The sequence below is a fragment of the Aeromonas sp. HMWF016 genome (assembly GCF_963878195.1).
In the GTDB taxonomy this organism is placed as follows: domain Bacteria; phylum Pseudomonadota; class Gammaproteobacteria; order Enterobacterales; family Aeromonadaceae; genus Aeromonas; species Aeromonas lacus.
This window is the reverse complement of record NZ_CAWNWX010000004.1, coordinates 4,695-21,746: the sequence shown is the minus strand read 5'-3', so window position 1 is coordinate 21,746 and position 17,052 is coordinate 4,695. Positions and strand designations below refer to the sequence as shown.

Annotated in this window: 16 protein-coding genes and 3 pseudogenes; 11 read left to right on the top strand and 8 right to left on the bottom strand. The window is 51.3% G+C overall.

Annotated features, from left to right (window positions below):
* The 3 genes from AACS24_RS00255 to AACS24_RS00245 all read right to left on the bottom strand — a co-directional run.
* The coding region (locus AACS24_RS00255; RefSeq protein WP_181364271.1) for an inverse autotransporter beta domain-containing protein at window positions 1-1,649 on the bottom strand (1,649 nt) is incomplete at its 3' end.
* A gap of 359 nt (window positions 1,650-2,008) precedes the next feature.
* Complete coding sequence (locus AACS24_RS00250) at window positions 2,009-2,440, bottom strand: SAM-dependent methyltransferase (protein ID WP_146181442.1); 432 nt, start codon at window positions 2,438-2,440, stop codon at window positions 2,009-2,011.
* 634 nt (window positions 2,441-3,074) lie between these two features.
* Window positions 3,075-3,530 (bottom strand): antitoxin Xre/MbcA/ParS toxin-binding domain-containing protein, encoded by a 456-nt coding sequence (locus AACS24_RS00245; protein WP_181364272.1) that lies wholly within the window; start codon window positions 3,528-3,530, stop codon window positions 3,075-3,077.
* A 111-nt stretch (window positions 3,531-3,641) separates the two neighbouring features.
* Here AACS24_RS00245 and AACS24_RS00240 point away from each other — a divergent pair, with 111 nt between their 5' ends.
* From AACS24_RS00240 to AACS24_RS00225, 4 genes are all read left to right on the top strand, one after another.
* A complete protein-coding gene (locus AACS24_RS00240) occupies window positions 3,642-3,833 on the top strand; it encodes a hypothetical protein (RefSeq protein WP_033113929.1) in 192 nt (63 codons plus the stop codon).
* 14 nt (window positions 3,834-3,847) lie between these two features.
* Complete coding sequence (locus AACS24_RS00235; RefSeq protein WP_258223033.1) at window positions 3,848-4,246, top strand: hypothetical protein; 399 nt, start codon at window positions 3,848-3,850, stop codon at window positions 4,244-4,246.
* Between the two features lie 768 nt (window positions 4,247-5,014).
* Window positions 5,015-5,422, top strand: a complete 408-nt coding sequence (locus AACS24_RS00230; protein ID WP_108572021.1) for an H-NS family histone-like protein — start codon at window positions 5,015-5,017, stop codon at window positions 5,420-5,422.
* A 59-nt stretch (window positions 5,423-5,481) separates the two neighbouring features.
* Window positions 5,482-5,742, top strand: coding sequence for a hypothetical protein (locus AACS24_RS00225; RefSeq protein WP_108572020.1), 261 nt, complete (start codon window positions 5,482-5,484; stop codon window positions 5,740-5,742).
* 76 nt (window positions 5,743-5,818) lie between these two features.
* Here the strand turns inward: AACS24_RS00225 and AACS24_RS00220 are convergent, their stop codons facing one another.
* The 4 genes and pseudogenes from AACS24_RS00220 to AACS24_RS00205 form a co-directional block, all read right to left on the bottom strand.
* Window positions 5,819-6,646: a Fic family protein gene (locus AACS24_RS00220; RefSeq protein ID WP_258223034.1), complete on the bottom strand. Its 828-nt coding sequence runs from the start codon at window positions 6,644-6,646 to the stop codon at window positions 5,819-5,821.
* Window positions 6,647-6,712: 66 nt separating this feature from the next.
* A pseudogene (locus AACS24_RS00215) lies at window positions 6,713-6,946 on the bottom strand (DUF4172 domain-containing protein); the annotation flags it as partial.
* A gap of 609 nt (window positions 6,947-7,555) precedes the next feature.
* Window positions 7,556-8,659, bottom strand: a complete 1,104-nt coding sequence (locus AACS24_RS00210) for a DUF3289 family protein (RefSeq protein WP_108572019.1) — start codon at window positions 8,657-8,659, stop codon at window positions 7,556-7,558.
* A gap of 241 nt (window positions 8,660-8,900) precedes the next feature.
* Window positions 8,901-9,107, bottom strand: coding sequence for a helix-turn-helix domain-containing protein (locus tag AACS24_RS00205; protein ID WP_108572018.1), 207 nt, complete (start codon window positions 9,105-9,107; stop codon window positions 8,901-8,903).
* Between the two features lie 118 nt (window positions 9,108-9,225).
* On the opposite strand from AACS24_RS00205, the gene AACS24_RS00200 reads away from it, so the two are divergent.
* The 6 genes and pseudogenes from AACS24_RS00200 to pgi all read left to right on the top strand — a co-directional run bounded on the left by AACS24_RS00200 (window position 9,226) and on the right by pgi (window position 14,813).
* Window positions 9,226-9,828, top strand: coding sequence for a hypothetical protein (locus AACS24_RS00200; RefSeq protein ID WP_108572017.1), 603 nt, complete (start codon window positions 9,226-9,228; stop codon window positions 9,826-9,828).
* A 550-nt stretch (window positions 9,829-10,378) separates the two neighbouring features.
* Entirely contained in the window at window positions 10,379-10,843 is a 465-nt protein-coding gene (gene dut / locus AACS24_RS00195) for a dUTP diphosphatase (RefSeq protein ID WP_041915434.1), read from the top strand.
* A 107-nt stretch (window positions 10,844-10,950) separates the two neighbouring features.
* Window positions 10,951-11,157 (top strand): annotated as a pseudogene (locus AACS24_RS00190) (dUTP diphosphatase); the annotation flags it as partial.
* Window positions 11,158-11,226: 69 nt separating this feature from the next.
* The gene (slmA, locus tag AACS24_RS00185) at window positions 11,227-11,823 is read left to right on the top strand and encodes a nucleoid occlusion factor SlmA (protein ID WP_005339495.1); all 597 of its coding nucleotides are present in this window, start codon (window positions 11,227-11,229) and stop codon (window positions 11,821-11,823) included.
* Between the two features lie 165 nt (window positions 11,824-11,988).
* Entirely contained in the window at window positions 11,989-12,825 is an 837-nt protein-coding gene (locus AACS24_RS00180; protein ID WP_108572016.1) for a mechanosensitive ion channel domain-containing protein, read from the top strand.
* A gap of 338 nt (window positions 12,826-13,163) precedes the next feature.
* On the top strand, window positions 13,164-14,813 hold the full coding sequence (pgi, locus tag AACS24_RS00175) for a glucose-6-phosphate isomerase (protein ID WP_108572015.1): 1,650 nt from the start codon (window positions 13,164-13,166) through the stop codon (window positions 14,811-14,813).
* 157 nt (window positions 14,814-14,970) lie between these two features.
* Here pgi and ilvC read toward each other — a convergent pair whose 3' ends face one another.
* Window positions 14,971-16,452 (bottom strand): ketol-acid reductoisomerase, encoded by a 1,482-nt coding sequence (ilvC, locus tag AACS24_RS00170; RefSeq protein ID WP_108572014.1) that lies wholly within the window; start codon window positions 16,450-16,452, stop codon window positions 14,971-14,973.
* Window positions 16,453-16,673: 221 nt separating this feature from the next.
* Here ilvC and AACS24_RS21750 point away from each other — a divergent pair.
* Window positions 16,674-17,052: pseudogene (locus tag AACS24_RS21750) on the top strand (LysR family transcriptional regulator); the annotation flags it as partial.

Genomic DNA, 17,052 nt, shown 5'->3' with positions numbered 1-17,052 from the left:
TAGGTGTAACTCCCGTTCAGAGTCTGTCCCACCACCGGAGTGGTGTTGTCGATAGCTACATCGGTCGCAACCGGCGCACTGCCTGACTGCGGCACGCCAACAATCACATTGGTGGTAATTCGCGCAGACGCATTCCCCTTGGTGTCATATGCCACCGCACCCAGGATATAGCTGTTCGGGTCATACTCGGCACGAGCCGCTGCCTGATACGCAGGCAAGGTTACCTTCACTTCATTAGCACTGACCGGCGTCAGCACTCCACCCGCAGCCACCAGGGCGGCCGCATCCCATGCCACTTCCTTCAGGCCATAACGGGCATTCACCTCGACCTTGACCAGCTCCTCACCTTCTGCACTTCCCTCTACACTGGGGGGCAGCGATGCGCTGATCACTTCCTGCTTTTTATATTCCAAGACGATCTGGTTGTTTCGATCCACCAAATCCATTCGACTGCCTGCCAATGTTCTGCGAGCAGCCACGCTGTCACCGTTGAGCTGCTTGTCCAGCGGCACACCCATCTGGTAGGTCAAACCCAGATTGAAGCTGGTGTCATTCTCACCACCACTGCTCATCCGGTGCTCGACACCGGCAGTCAGCAGCGGGAAGGGGGTATAGGTCACCCCCGCTGTCACTGCATGCGGGTCTTTCTGACGCTCACTCTCGCCATTACCAAACAGCGCAACCTCATCACCAAAATACTGCTCAAACATTAACTTGCCGCCCACTTGGGGCAAACGCGGCAGATACGCCTCGGCACGCAAGTCAAAACCATCTGCGGGCCGCTCGTCATAATCAGCAAAATCCCGAGACTGATGCCAATCTGTCAAACCATGGTACACATTGCCCGTCAGCTTCAGATAGTCCGTCCAGGCTTCAGTGCCAAGCCCCAACCGACGGTTATGACCGGTCAGATCATTATCAATAAATACGTTGCCACCCAACATCCAGTTGTCGATAGCAAATGTGCGCAACCCAACCCCGACGTTCATCGTGGTACGTTTATCAAGGTGACGAATGCCAGTTTGCGCAAATACCAGCGCTTTGCCGTCGTCATACATCGGCATCAGCAGGTCTAATTCTGTGCCATCGAGCGAGAAATCATCATTGACACCCAATTTGACCCGTGCGGTACCAAATTGCCCCAACCACTGCTGGGATGCCTGACTGGCAGCTTGTATTGCTGAGCTTTTTGCCATTTGTTTGGCAGCATCAGCTGAATTGCCATTTGCTTGCGCACTGCCAAATTGACTGACCAAACTGGCCGCCTTACTTTCATTTAGCCAGGCAGCATCACGCTCTTCATTAAACAGGAAGGCCGACGCAGGAATGGTTATTTCATCTCCCACCACCAAGTCGGCGAAGGGCTTGTCTAGATCTCGGGTTTTATTAAGCTCAGCTAGCTCTACCAATGACATGCCAATTTTATTGGCAATTACAGCCGTGGTCTCACCATCTTTCAGACGATAAGATTTTGTTTCTTTGCTATGAGCCACAGGATCTACGAAAGACGAATGCTCCGCACTAGCCATTACGGCTGGAGTAAAAGCCATGCTAACCGGCAATCCAGCTTGTATAATAATATTAGCCCAAACCAGCAATCGATTGAGCTGATTGAGCTGTAAGGAGGACTCTTTTATGTTCTTATTCATGTTTATGTGTAACCTTGAGTGACAGCCTAATAATCTCCACGAGTCAACGAAAACAAGCCTGCTATATTTTGGCAGGCCAAACATACGGGGTGCAAAACAATTAAAGTTATGCAAATGCCTCGAGCCACTGTTCTGTTCGTGGATAGCCCACAATTGAGCGCCCGAAAAAATACTCAATGTGCATCCACAGCACCACTGAATAGAACTAACAATACCTGAAAAAGCCTGAAAACCACCCACCAACAATTAAATCAAAGACTTATAAAACTGAAAAGATCTCTATGAATCGTACACTCAGTTAGTTCACAAGCTGCATCGATTTGGGAAACACCACCCTCCCTCGTATAAAAAATCTTGCTCTAGCACTGTTGACGTATAGTTCTACCTGTAAATAGCGCAACCTTACCAACGCAAAGCATCTCAATTTGTTCAAATATATCTGTTAAGGTATGATATAACTCCCTCTCATCACCTAGATTTTTACAAAAAAAATATTTTCCGTTGTAAATAGATATTAGGAATTTATCAAGCATGTTATGGTTAGTATCATCACCTAAAACTGTTGCACCAAATAGAGTCCCGTTAGAATTAAGATGTGATGCTGCGTGGCGAAGAGGGATAGATATCTCTTTCATTGTGCCTGGCAAACAATGAAGCAAGTAATAAAGAGAGACACTAGCAAACCCCTCCTTATATTGCAGTGGTAGGGGAGCACTTATCATGCTTAAGGTTGTGATATGATGAGCATTAACAACTCGTTGCTGAACAGCAGTCAAGCTATTGATATTCATGTCCATCACATAGATGTCGTAGCTAGGTGGTAAATACTGTAAATGAATTATACAAATCTAGTTATCACCTGACACAGCCCTCAAACCAGAGTCTGGTTTACTCTACTTTCGTGCACCCTTCCTTTAGTAGAAAAGGTATTAGTACAAAAAGAAAATTATAAATGTAGCAGACATTTAATTTTGCAAAACTAAACACGATGGTAAGAAACTAATTTACGAGTTTAAATCAATAACCACTATTCATTACACCATATAGCGTGAATCCCGTATGATTGATGTATGCACAAGTGAAAGTAGTTTCACTTTACTATTCCGTGCCTTCGGCCATAATTCAACCAGATACTGTATGGGGCTGTTTTTGTTATAATTTACAATAGTAGTGTTTTGATTTGGCAATAAGCGGAGTTATTAATGAGATAATGGCAGCGGGTGTATAAAACTGGTTTATCTTCGCTGCGTAGCAGCGGAATAATGGTGAACAGCTTAAATTTTATTCAAGTTCTCATAATTAGTAAATGGACAGTTTCCCGAATTATTCAAGTGAGGGGATGTGGAAAAATTCTGAAAATCATTCTGTTAGATGGAAGTTTAACCAACTGAGCTAGTTTTATCCTAACAGTCCCCGACTTATTGCTTATATGCAAACCCCATGTTGAATCCGTCCCACTAGATCGACAACAGCCTGAACCCCCATTGGTGTAGCCAACAACTTAGCTGGGGCTACGCCACCGAGGCCCCAGGCGGTTCGGTTTAACCACGACAGTGTCTTGACGGTATCGTTCCTGTGAAAGGCGAGCACCGTATCGAGAGCCTGTGCAACTCCGTATACCCTGGCACTCTGCGATATTGATAGGGGGGCTGTAATCCGCTGCTTGCGGGCCAGTGTACTCCGGCTAATACCAGACCATTGGCAAACAGTCCCCACATCCGTCTTCATCAATTCAGCGAGCCGATAGAGTATGTCCGGTGATACGCCAGCCACGATCCATTGATGTGCTCCTAGTGGGTCACGAGGAATACCAAGGGCTTCCAGGAGAAAGTTCGCAGTAGCTTCTGCGTCACTACTAGGATGATAGGTTGCATAGGGCATCATGTAGCATTCCTCAATGTACAAACACGATCTCTCATGAGCTATCCTACCCCAAACTGTCGTTTTGAGTGGAAGATTAACAACCAAATGCCCCTGCATTGAGGAGAGCTGATGACCGAGTTGGTCTGTACTGAACCAGGTTTAGGCATTGAGCTTGGGACTACTTTTCAGGTTCTATCGGAGAACGGCTCTGAATGGGAAATCCTGTTGGGGAATGAATACCGCAGGGTCAACAAACGCAGCGGGCGCGTTACAGGTTGGAAAACACCTCCAAAATTTGAGTGCAAAGACATCCAAAAATAACAAATGAGAGTTCAATGCTGGTTATGCCAGTGATAAATAGCCAGCTCAGGTTACTCCCACATCAAAAGCAGAAAAATTATAGTTTTCATAAAGCATTAAATAAGGAGCTCAGCATGCTCGTAAAAGGGGTTGTGCCAACAGAACAGGTCGTTGACATTCTCTGTGATGTCTGTGGTCGTAGTACAAAAACAACTTTTGGAACCAATGAATTTGGCACCCTATCGGCGGATTTTGGGTATGGTTCCCGTCACGATGGTGAACGTTACAAGGTGCATCTTTGTGAAATGTGTTTTTTCGGTACACTCGCAACAGTGAGGGAGATGCATCGCGGAGATCATATTTTTGACGATGACTATGAGGCTGCAAACCCTGACATATTTGGGCGTGATTATTCTAATAGGGAAATAATATGAGTAATATGCTCCCATACTCTAGTTTGTGTGGAGAGAAATTTTTCTTATCATCTGTACTGCCGCTAATAAGCAAGATTTTATTGAGGCTGTTTCACGCCAAGCAATAAAGAGTCATACTAAGTAATAAAGTTGCATGCTTAGTATTCAGGAACCAAAAGGTTCCCGTTGCCACGAAGGAGTCGTTGGGATGACCCCTTGAACCCGAAATCGAAGTGGTTACCTGTGACTGTTGACTAGCGGCTTAACCTTGTCATAGAATCAATGCATAGGGAGAGTCGCTGCCATAAGTGCGAAGTTGAAACAAGGGTGAGTCGCTACCCTGAGTGCGAAGTTGAAAAAATGCTGAAACCCTGCCTCGTTGCGGGGTTTTTTGCTTTCTAGTGGCCTAGTCATCCAAGACTACCTCTTAAGTTAAGAGGGGCGAAGTGTCTGGATCCTCAAGGGGCCAATCTAAAATTTCTTATCATCGACTCATTCTGTGAGCCAATGATATTGTCCTATCGGCTCATTTCGTGAGCCGATCGTGATCGTTGATCGGCTCATCTGGTGAGGTGGTCTCAACGCTCACTACCACCTAGATTTAATTTTTGGCTATATAGTTTTATAGCAGGTTGGAGCTAGGCTACTAAACAGCTCCAAACACCATTTAACTCACGACTTTTAAAATATGCTATTTTCCGAATCCTCTTGGTGCCAAAAACAGTGGTGCTAATGCTGGGGTTGAGAGATAATTTCACTGATATAAAAATGTGATACATGAGGATAAAAATGAACGATTTTTTGAAAATTTTGTTGAATATCCGTAGTCTGCGAGCTGCATTGCGTGAGTTGTCATTTGAGCAGTTGGTCGAGGCTAAAGAGAAATTTGACGAAATTTATGCTGAGCGTGAGCAGCACGAGACCAAATTGAAAGAGGAATCTGCCGAACGCCTGCAAAAATTGGCTGAGTTTACCGAGATGCTGAAAGAAGCGGGCATCGATCCGAGCGAGCTGGTTGGTACTGCGGCTCCGGCGAAATCTGAGGGGTCAGCTAAAGCCAAACGCGCTCCTCGTCCTGCAAAATACAAGTATACCGAGGATGGTCAGGAGAAGACCTGGACTGGTCAGGGCCGCATGCCCAAGGCTATCGCGGCAGCCGTTGAAGGCGGCAAAGCTCTGGACGATTTCCTGATCTAATATTGATAGCCCATGCAGTATTGCGTGGGCCTTTCATTCTGTTTTTAGTAGGAACCCGTATGGGGAGAACATTAGAGGACATCATCTCATCCGAATCACCGGAGGTTGTCCAGAGAGCAAAGGCGCTGGCCGAAGAGCAACTGGTACGTCTCAGTGTGACCAAATTGCTTTCAAATTTCGGGGCAGGTGATGTTCCTGAAATAGATCCCGATATTCTCGATGGTTTGCTATCACTCAAAAGGGCTGTAGAGAGCCACGACTGTCGGCTGAGTTTATTCGTTCATATGCCTGACGGCTCTCATCATGGCGTCAAAATTTAATTAAAGAGCTTCATTGGTACGTCAATCGCAGCTCTCATCTACCAAACGAAATTAACGCCCCCATGGCGATGATTTTTCAAACTCCCTCGGTGTGCAAGAGGATTTGATAGCGTGTATTGCGTCCGCCACCAGGTAATTTCTTAATGCAACCCCTATCCAGCAATTGCGCAAGATGGCGTGTGGCCGTGGGCTTACTGACTCCGGCGACTTTTTGATATTGACTGGCGTTGATGCCATTTTCAAAACCCTGTTCACCGCCATCCAGTAAACGATTCAGCACCTTGGTTTGCTCTGGACTTAGATCGTCATGACAGTGCCGCAACCAGAAATGCGCCTTGGCAAGACCACGAGCAATACTCTGTAATGCCAGCTCTACGGAGTAATCCAGTGTGTCGAGGAACCAACAGATCCAGGAGGTAATATCCAGCGAGCCTTTCTGTGCTGACTCCAGTGCCCGATAGTAGTCTGCCCGCCGTCCAAGAATAGCAACTGACATGGCATACAGCCGGATGCTGTGGCTGTCAGCCTGTGACAACGCGAGATCGGTCAGTACCCGTGTGAGCCGCCCATTGCCATCATCAACGGGATGCAGGGTCACGAACCAGAAATGGATGATTGCCGCACGAAGAAGGGGATCCATCGTGGGATCATGCCGAGTCTGGTTAAACCAGCGGATGAACTCGGCCAGTTGATCGTCCAGAGTTGCTCTGGGCGGTGCCTCAAAATGCACGGTGGGGCGATCAACACGTCCAGAGACAACCTGCATCGGCTCATCTCCTCGCAACTGCCCTACGTTCACTGGTTGTACCGACCATTCGTTGACAGGGAACAGCCAACGATGCCATTGGTAAAGTCGTTCAATTGTTAGTGGCTGTTCATGGTTGTCGATGGCATCCAGCATCATGGCCGCGAGCCCCTCTGAGCGCTCTGATACTGGATATGACTGAGTTTGTGGCCCACCTAACCGCCGAGCAAGGGAGGAACGCACAGATTGGGCATTGAGGCGTTCGCCTTCGATAGCGGATGAGGAGATGATGTTAGCCAGTAACGTATCTAACGCTTGGTCGGAGTTCCCCAACCTGGAATGACGACCGATTAGAATTCCCTGCCTGCGTTGAACGTGCCGTAATCTGGGCAATATCTCGCTATCCTGCCAACGAAAATGGGGCCAATCTGCTTGTTGCCAAATCCACAATGGTTCCATTATTTCCTCATCCAACATGCTAGGGTCTCAATAATGAGCCGACCCAGCCCATCATTCGGCTCAATGTTTGAGCCGAATATAACACATGCAGCAGAACAGAAGAGCTGGTAATGAGGATGGAGATCTAGGTTGAAAATCTCAGACCGGAGCTAATGAAAAACTGGATGTATTGCTGCTGTGTGGAGCTACAGCAACCAGTTGATAGACAAGGCGGGAGCTCGTTTTCGTTTCGAATGGTTCTTGTGAGCTTGCAGCTTGCGCTGCATAAAGCCACGCACAAGCAGATGCCGTCTGGTCTGCTCATTCATATGCCTGACGATACTCACTAATATTGGGATGCCAGTCTAAGCCACCAAAAGAGAAGAATTGAACCACCGAGTAGATTACCTGCCAGGTATTTCCAAGAGCGATCTGACAAGAACAAAATCGCCCCCAGTATCGTTATCAAACCCCAGAGATAGGGCATGAGCAGTACATATAGGCCAGTCAGTGAGTATTCATCGTTAAACCAGTCATAGACAGGCTGAATGAATAGGATCGATGCATTCAAGAGGTGATAGAGCATGAACAACACGAATACCCATGTTCTCTCTGTCTTCACTGCTGCGCTCACTTTAGTTCCCCTTGGAATGGATAGCTGAGTTCAATGACGGTCAAAAATGGCTTGTAGGCAAAGCGCTTGTAGTGTTGAAGAACAAACCAGCTTCTGAAACCGGACGCCAGGCCGTAGAACTTGACTCTTCCGGTCGTGGGGTCAGGGCCAATGTCAGGATAATCGAGACCGAAGTGGTCATATAGCGTTACTTTGATCGTCCCTTTGTAGAAGTCGCCAAACTTTTCATATGTCGTGATTTCTGCCTTGCCTGCCCAGACATCGTTAACCGCAATTGTGAGGCCCTGCACCTTATCCGCCGCAGAGTTGAAGATGGGTAACCGAAAGCCGGAGGTCTTGCTGTATTGCTGCATCAAGTCACTCAGAACAAGCTTGTTCACATCACCATCAACTTCGGCCAGCTTTGCCTTCACTTCCTTGATAAGGGTATCTGAGAACTTGATCGTGGTTGGGTGAGCTCGCGCTGCTCTCGTCAACGCTTGGTTCCGGTATTCACCCCCTTCAGATTTCTCGAACTTGGCGATCATGGCCAGAATGTTCATCTTCAAGTCGCCAGTTGCAAACAATGTAGCCATGTTGCGGAAGCTACTAAAGAACACCTTGGGGTCAGTCTTTTCGAGATCACCAATAAAGCCGTCATCTCCCATCTTCCCTACGAACATGGGGATAGCCTTGATCTGCTCTGCCGTCATTTTGCCGTAAGTCATATCTTCGGCGGGGCTACCATCAACGTTCTTACCTGGCTCGCGCTTCGACTTGTAGATGAGCACAGGCACACGATAGGTTGTGGCTGATGTTGTATCAGTTTTTGGCTTGAGAGCAGGAGGAATGGTTTCTGCCTTAGGGCGCTCTTTCTCCGCCGAACCAAACCACATTGTCGGCTTGGCCTGGGCATATGCCGACTTGATGGTCTGCTCAAACCTGGGCGTCCCCCTCACTGAGATTTGGTCTCCCAGGATAGTGCAGCAAGCAAACACATCAGATTGCATCCCCAATACGACCTTTGAACCGTCATCAAGGCTTCCAGCCACAGGGCCTAGAATGCGCTTGAACTCGTCCTTGCTAAGTTGGTGGATGTCTCTGAGGTCTGGTCTCTGCATGTGTAGAGGGCTCGATGAAGAGTGGTGGGGCGATCACTTTATCATTAATGAGCCAATCGAGACCATGCAGGCTTTTTCTGACAGCGGCAGTTTGTGACGCTTTCTATAGATAGGCAACGGGGGGGTTAATAGCTAATAGGAAATGCTAAAGCTGGCAATGATGCTAATTGCCATCACTGTGAATAATTATAGGGAAATATAGTTTTATCTGGGTGAAGAGATAATTATTTGGAAAATATATCTATGGCAGCAAGTCGCGAATATCACACCCCATTACCCTGGCAAGACGATAAGCCTTTTCCAGGGTGACATTGACCTCTCCACGCTCAATTCGTCCTACGTAGCTTCTATCCATTTCGGCAGCATGTGCGAGTGCATCTTGCGATACGCCCAATTGAAGCCGTCTATCACGTACAGCATCACCAAATTTTTTTGCTAGGTCTTGCATGTCTCGCCTCTCTATGGCGAGCACTATCTCTGGTTGTCTGGCTAACAGCCACGGACTATAATCCGCAACTCAATGTTTACCCCCATTATTAATTGTCATTTGAGGCCGAGGATTACTTATGGATTCCCAGACTGTGTGGTTACCAACCGCACTCTACACCGCACTAATTCGATTACAGCTGGACGATTTCACTGCGACTGGGTGCGTAAGTGCTGTTTTTGGTGCCAAGGCTGAACCGAAGGTACATAGGAAGCGTTATAGCATTATTTATTTGAATCTCATCAAGCTAGTCCGTTTGGGGCTCCTAAAGAGAAAGCACGTTGATGATGGGAAGCGCTTTTCTCATTTCATCAAGACTCCCAAGTTCGATGAAGTGCATTTCAAGGAGGAATTTATTGGGCCAGAGGCTCTGGTGTCAGAGCAGGATAAGGAGAAAGACAGGGAGATCGAGAGGGTGAAGAATGAACTTGAATCCATTAAGAGTAAGTTGGGTACGAGAGAACAACACTACCGTCAAACGTTGCAGATGAACGACCTCAAGCTTGCAGAATACAACGAACTACGCTCTGACTTCCCCTTGTTAGCACCAATAATCGACAAGGCTGTCAGCGATGCTGTTGAGGAGAGCCGTAAAATAAAGGGCAAGATAGCAGCTGTTGAGCGAATCTTGACTGTTATCTGGATGATCACCACACCTAAGAAAAGAGAAAGCAATCTATAGAGAGGTAGAGCAACATCTGCGAACAGATCTGGATGACCTGAATCTTTCATAACGTTACCGAAAAAAGATTAGCCCTTTTCATATTTAACTTGCTTCTTAGGCATGGTCACATAAAAAACTATCCAGACCTTATTTCATTTCTTGCATCGAGTTTTGCAAGAGGACACTTTTTAGATATTCCAAAGCTCAATTTTCATATGCAAGAACTGCAAGACATGGTTTTATCCAACAGCAACAATGCTTAACTATCGAACAAATTAGCGAAAATGAAATACCTATAGCGGCTCACTACCAGCCAACAGATAAATGACCAAAATGAATCCCTCTCTGTTTGCTCCTGTCTCTCTGATGATGCTGACCACGAGGGTTTTGGTAAACCCCACCCTCGCCATGCAGGGAGGCAATCTGGTATCTTAGCCCCCGGTCAGCGGCTGAGATCTCATGGCTTTTTGTTTTGCTTTGCTGACAAAAGCCAAACCCCATCTCTTCGCGCCTGTAACGCTGTACCCATTTTTGAATTTGCTAGTTCAAGTTTATCGAGGAACACAAGATGTATCGACGCATAGAAGCACGCATGGTCAATAACCTTCTGGGCACAGAACAGCTCCCAATGCCGACCTACGCGACCGATGGCTCCGCAGCCATGGACCTACGCGCATGCATCGCTGAACCCGTGACGATTGCGCCAGGCGCTCGCCATCTTCTGAAAACTGGACTCGCTATCAACATGATGGACCCGAGCTTAGTAGCCATAGTAGCTTCCCGTTCTGGGCTCTCATTGAAACATGGTATTCGCGTAGCTCAAGGTATTGGTGTCATTGATGCGGACTACCATGGCGAAATAGGCGTCATCTTGGCAAACGATGGCGAAGACCCTTACACCGTACAGCCTGGTGACCGGATCGCACAGTTGATGTTCCAACCGGTTGTACAGGTATCGTTGAGTGTTGTTGAGGAATTCTCCACCGAAACCGAGCGTGGTAGTGGTGGTTTCGGTAGTACCGGTAAAGCATAGACCGCCAACATACCAAAACCTGTGGCCTGAGACACTTTTTCCGACATCAAGATAAAAATACTTTAATTTCATGCATTTAAAAAATTGAGACAGTTTTTTATCGTATAGTGGTCGGTCTCATCGATTCCGACTATCAGGGTCAGCTGATGGTCTCGGTCTGGAACCGCGGCAAGGATGAGTTCACCATGCAACCCGGCGAGCGTATCGCCCAGCTGGTGATCATGCCGGTAGTTCAGGCCAGCTTCCAATTGGTCGATGAGTTCAACCAGAGCGAACGGGGTGAAGGCGGTTTTGGTTCTTCTGGTCGCCAATAACAGACCACACCAGCCTGATGGGCGGTGCCTAATAACAGAATCAAGCCATTGTTTTTTTTAGGGGAATCCATGGCAAGCAGTAATCAGAAACAGAGTCGGCGCGATCAGATCCTGCAGGCGCTCGCCCATATGCTGGAAACCAGTCCCGGCCAGCGCATCACCACGGCCCGTCTGGCGGCCGAGGTCGGCGTCTCTGAAGCAGCCCTCTATCGACACTTTCCAAGCAAGGCGCGGATGTTCGAAGGGCTGATCGACTTTATCGAGGATTCCCTGCTGTCACGGGTCAATCTGATCATGGCGGAAGAGAAGGACACCATGGCGCGCTGCCACCACATCCTGCAGCTGCTGCTGGTGTTCGCCGAGCGCAATCCCGGCATCACCCGCATCCTCAATGGCGACGCCCTGCTGGGTGAGCACGATCGGCTGCGGGATCGCATCAGCATCCTGTTCGACAAGCTGGAGACCCAGATCAAACAGGTGCTGCGCGAGAAGCGGCTGCGCGAGGGTCAAGGCTTCCAGCTCGACGAGACCATGCTGGCCAATCTGCTGCTGGCCTACACCGAAGGTCGCATCAGCCAGTTCGTGCGCTCCGAGTTCAAGCTCAAGCCCACCGCCGGTTTCGAAGATCAGTGGCAATTTATCCGCAGCCAGCTGCTGCAGAGCTGATGGTTTTTTCGCATCATTCAGCAAAAAGAAGGGAGGCTTTGGCCTCCCTTCTTTTTTGTGTCAGGTTTTTATGGCAGAAAAGAAGTACCAGATGCGACCCGTACTGTCGCGCTGCGGTGTTAGATTTATCCACCATAAACCTTTTAGAACCTGACAGGACATCCTATGGAACCCGAAATCATTACCGAAGCGCAGACCTGGCTGGTCAATAATCAGGGACTGCTGATCGAATACGGCGTCAATATCGCCGCCGCCCTGCTGACCCTGCTGGTCGGCTATATCGCCGCCAACCTCATCAGCGGGGGCGTGGTCAAGGTGATGCAGGCCCGCAAGCTGGACACCACAGTCACCCACTTCGTCGGCAGCATCCTCAAGTACGCCATTCTGGTGTTCGTGGTGATCGCCGCGCTGGGCCGTGTCGGGGTGCAGACCGCCTCCTTCGTCGCCATTATCGGTGCAGCCGGTCTGGCCATCGGTCTGGCGCTGCAAGGCTCGCTCTCCAACTTCGCTGCCGGCTTCCTGCTGATTATCTTCCGCCCCATCAAGGCGGGCGAGTTTATCGAAGTGGCAGGCACCGCGGGTGTGGTGCAGTCCGTTCAGCTCTTTACCACCACCCTCACCTCCGGTGACAACAAGATGGTGGTAGTACCGAACTCCGCCATCCTCAACGGCACCATCGTCAACTACTCGCGTATGGATACCCGCCGCGTCGATATGACCTTTGGCATCGGCTACGGCTCAGACCTGCGCAAGGCCAAGCAGATCCTCGAGCGTCTGGTGAACGAAGAGCCGCGCATCCTGAAAGATCCGGCCTCCACCATCGCCGTTGCCGCGCTGGCCGACTCCTCGGTCAATATCGTGGTGCGTCCGTGGGTCAAGACCGGTGACTACTGGGGTGTCTGGTTCGACTTCCACGAGAAGGTGAAACTCACCTTTGATGCCGAAGGGATCGAAATTCCCTTCCCGCAGATGGTGATGCACATGCAAAAACCGCAGGCGTGAACGCGGTAAAGCAGCAACCCACAATGCCAGCCTTCGGGCTGGCATTGTCATTTCTGGCGCGCCATCCGCTGCATAATCAGGCCAGCGGAATGAAAACAATTTCAGAGCAGCGGGCCAGCCCCAATCATGAGCGAGCGCAAGATCCCCCTTGCTTTCGTGACTCATAATCCCGATGTTCTGGTTGTATACTCCCGACGGTTGCCCCATTGCGGTAAAAGACAATCGGTAAAACTCTGTTACACGGGCCGCCCGGCCGGCTCGCTATAATGCTCGGATAATAAGGTTTGGCGGGACCTTGCCTGCAAGGTTCAAACACAACTTGGCATTTCAGGAATCCTATGAAAAATATCAATCCAACCCAAACCCAGGCCTGGCAGGCACTGGAAGCCCACTTTGCAGCAAACAAAGAGACCCGACTCAAGGATCTGTTCGCGCAGGACCCGAAGCGCTTTGACAAGTTTTCCCTTACCTTCGGCGGCGACATCCTGGTTGATTACTCGAAGAACCTGATCACCGAAGAAACCCTCAAGTTGCTGGTTGATCTGGCCAAAGAGACCGATCTTCGCAGCGCGATCGATGCCATGTTCAATGGCGAAAAGATCAACATGACCGAAGGGCGCTCCGTACTGCACGTGGCCCTGCGCAACCGCTCCGACCGCCCCATCGAGTGCGACGGCAAGGATGTGATGCCGGAAGTGAATGCCGTACTGGCCAAGATGAAAGGCTTCTGCGAGAAGATCATCTCCGGCGAGTGGAAAGGCTACACCGGCAAGGCGATCCAGCACGTGGTCAACATCGGTATCGGTGGCTCTGATCTCGGCCCGGTGATGATCACCGAGGCGCTGCGTCCCTACAAAAACCACCTGCAGATGCACTTCGTCTCCAACGTCGATGGCACCCACATCGCCGAAACCCTGAAGAAGATCGATCCGGAAACCACCCTGTTCCTGGTGGCCTCCAAGACCTTCACCACCCAGGAGACCATGACCAACGCCCTGACCGCCCGCGACTGGTTCATCAAGATCGCGGGTGACAAGGCCCACGTTGCCAAGCACTTCGCTGCCCTCTCCACCAACGGCAAGGCCGTGGCCGAGTTCGGTATCGACACCAACAACATGTTCGAGTTCTGGGACTGGGTTGGCGGCCGCTACTCCTCCTGGTCTGCCATCGGTATGCCCATCGCCCTCTCCGTCGGTTTCGAGAACTTCGAAGCCCTGCTGCAAGGCGCCTTCGAGATGGACATGCACTTCGCCACTGCCTCCTATGAGCAGAACGTGCCGGTGCTGCTGGCGCTGATCGGCCTGTGGTACAACAACTTCTACGGTGCCGAGTCTGAAGCCATCCTGCCGTACGACCAGTACATGCACCGCTTCCCTGCCTACTTCCAGCAGGGCAACATGGAGTCCAACGGCAAGTACGTGGATCGCAACGGCAAGCCGGTTGACTACCAGACTGGCCCCATCATCTGGGGTGAGCCAGGCACCAACGGCCAGCACGCCTTCTATCAGCTGATCCACCAGGGCACCAAGCTGATCCCCTGTGACTTCCTGGCGCCTGCCATCAGCCACAACCCGATCGGTGACCATCACCCGAAACTGCTGGCCAACTTCTTCGCCCAGACCGAGGCGCTGGCCTTCGGCAAGAGCAAGGAAGAGGTTGAAGCCGAGTTCCTGGCGGCTGGCAAAACCCTGGAGCAGGTCAAGGATCTGGTGCCGTTCAAGGTGTTCGAAGGCAACCGCCCGACCAACTCCATCCTGTTCAAGAGCCTGACCCCGAAAACCCTGGGTGCCCTGATCGCCATGTATGAACACAAGATCTTCGTACAGGGCGCAATCTGGAACATCTTCAGCTTCGACCAGTGGGGCGTGGAACTGGGCAAACAGCTGGCCAACAAGATCCTGCCGGAGCTGGGCAACAACGAGGCTGTCACCAGCCACGACTGCTCCACCAACGGCCTGATCAACACCTGGAAAGCGTGGAAAGCCTGATTTATCGGGCCTTTCTGAATGCAAAAGCCCCGCTCGATGAGCAGGGCTTTTTTATGACTGTCAGGCTGATTTTTCCTGGCTGGCCGGTCGGGTGTCCAGTCCGACCGGCGACGGGGATCGTCATCTCCGCCCCTTCATCATCCAGCCCGATGCTGGATTAACCGCCAACGGCGATGCGCTTCATGTCTTTCATATAACCACGCAGTACCTGACCGATTTTTTCGATCGGGTGGTTGCGGGTCGCTTCGTTGGCCGCCAGCAGCGCCAGGTTGTCGACGCTCTGCCCTTCCGCCTTGCTGGCACCCAGGTCGCCCGCTTTCAGGGTCGGCATGAAGTGCTCGCGCAGCAAGGGCACGGCGGCGTTGGCGAACAGGTAGTTACCGTATTCGGCGGTGTCGGAGATGACCACGTTCATCTCGTACAGACGCTTGCGAGCAACGGTGTTGGCGATCAGCGGCAACTCGTGCAGGGATTCGTAGTAGGCAGACTCCTGGTAGATACCGGAAGCCACCATGGTCTCGAACGCCAGCTCGACACCCGCCTTGACCATGGCCACCATCACCACGCCACTGTCGAAGTACTCCTGCTCGGCAATCTTGCCTGCGAACGCCGGCGCATTTTCGAAGGCAGATTTGCCGGTCTCTTCGCGCCAGCCGAACAGCTTGGCATCGTCTTCGGCCCAGTCGGCCATCATGCCGCGGGAGAACTCACCGGCGATGATGTCGTCCATATGCTTCTCGAACAGCGGGCGCATCAGGGTCTTGAGCTGCTCGGAAAGCTCGAAGGCGCGCAGCTTGGCCGGGTTGGAGAGGCGGTCCATCATCAGGCTGATACCACCCTGTTTCAGAGCTTCTGTGATGGTCTCCCAGCCGAACTGGATAAGCTTGCCGGCGTAGGCCGGGTCGGTGCCTTCGGCAACCAGCTTGTCGTAGCAGAGCAGGGAACCGGCCTGCAGCATGCCGCAGAGGATGGTCTGCTCGCCCATCAGGTCGGATTTCACTTCCGCCACGAAGGAGGACTCCAGCACCCCGGCACGGTCGCCGCCGGTGGCAGAGGCCCACGCCTTGGCGATGGCCATGCCTTCACCCTTGGGATCGTTCTCCGGGTGAACAGCGATCAGGGTCGGCACGCCGAAACCACGCTTGTACTCTTCACGCACTTCGGTCCCCGGGCACTTGGGCGCCACCATCACGACGGTGATGTCGGAGCGGATCTGCTGACCCTCTTCCACCACGTTGAAGCCGTGGGAGTAGCCCAGCGCAGCGCCCTGCTTCATCAGCGGCATCACGGTTTTCACTACGTCGGAGTGCTGTTTGTCCGGAGTCAGGTTCAGCACCAGATCGGCGGTCGGGATCAGCTCTTCATAGGTGCCGACCGCGAAGCCGTTGTCAGTGGCCTTCTGCCAGGAGGCGCGCTTCTCGGTGATGGCGGCCTTGCGCAGGGCGTAGGAAATATCCAGCCCGGAGTCGCGCATGTTCAGACCCTGGTTCAGACCCTGGGCACCACAGCCCACAATCACCACCTTCTTGCCCTTCAGCACGTTGCAGCCGTCCGCGAACTCTTCGCGCTGCATGAAACGACACTTGCCCAGTTGGGCCAACTGCTGACGCAGGTTCAAGGTGTTGAAATAGTTAGCCATGGTGATTGCTCCGTTCGATTGATTCCATGCCGGATAGCGGCGTTGTCTGAACCACTATAGCGCGGGACACTTATTGCCTGAACTGATATATTCGAAACAGTACGTTGCAATAATTGAAACGTTAATCCTTCATAATTGCCTGCTGAATGTACCGCGAGATGGCAGAAACAAGCCGCCAACCGCTGGATATCGGGCACACAAGCCGCGCCAGGAGCTGAAAGATGGACCTTCGCAATCTCGAGCTGTTTCTCCACCTCGCCGACTCCCTCCACTTCGGCAAGAGCGCCGATGCCATGGCGGTCAGCCCCTCCACCCTGAGTCGCGCGATCCAGCGACTGGAGCAGGAGACCGGCTGCATCCTGTTCGAACGGGACAACCGCTCGGTGCGGCTCACCCCCGCTGGCGAGAAGCTGCGGGAGTTTGGCGGCGGCCTGTTGCAGGAGTGGCGTCAGCTCAAGCAGGAGCTCAAACGCAGCGATGAACCGCTGCAGGGGCGGCTGCGGGTCTTCTGTTCGGTCACCGCCAGTTACTTTCTGCTGCCCGAGGTGCTGGAGCGCTTTCGCCGCCGCTATCCCCAGCTGGAGATCAAGCTGGAGACCG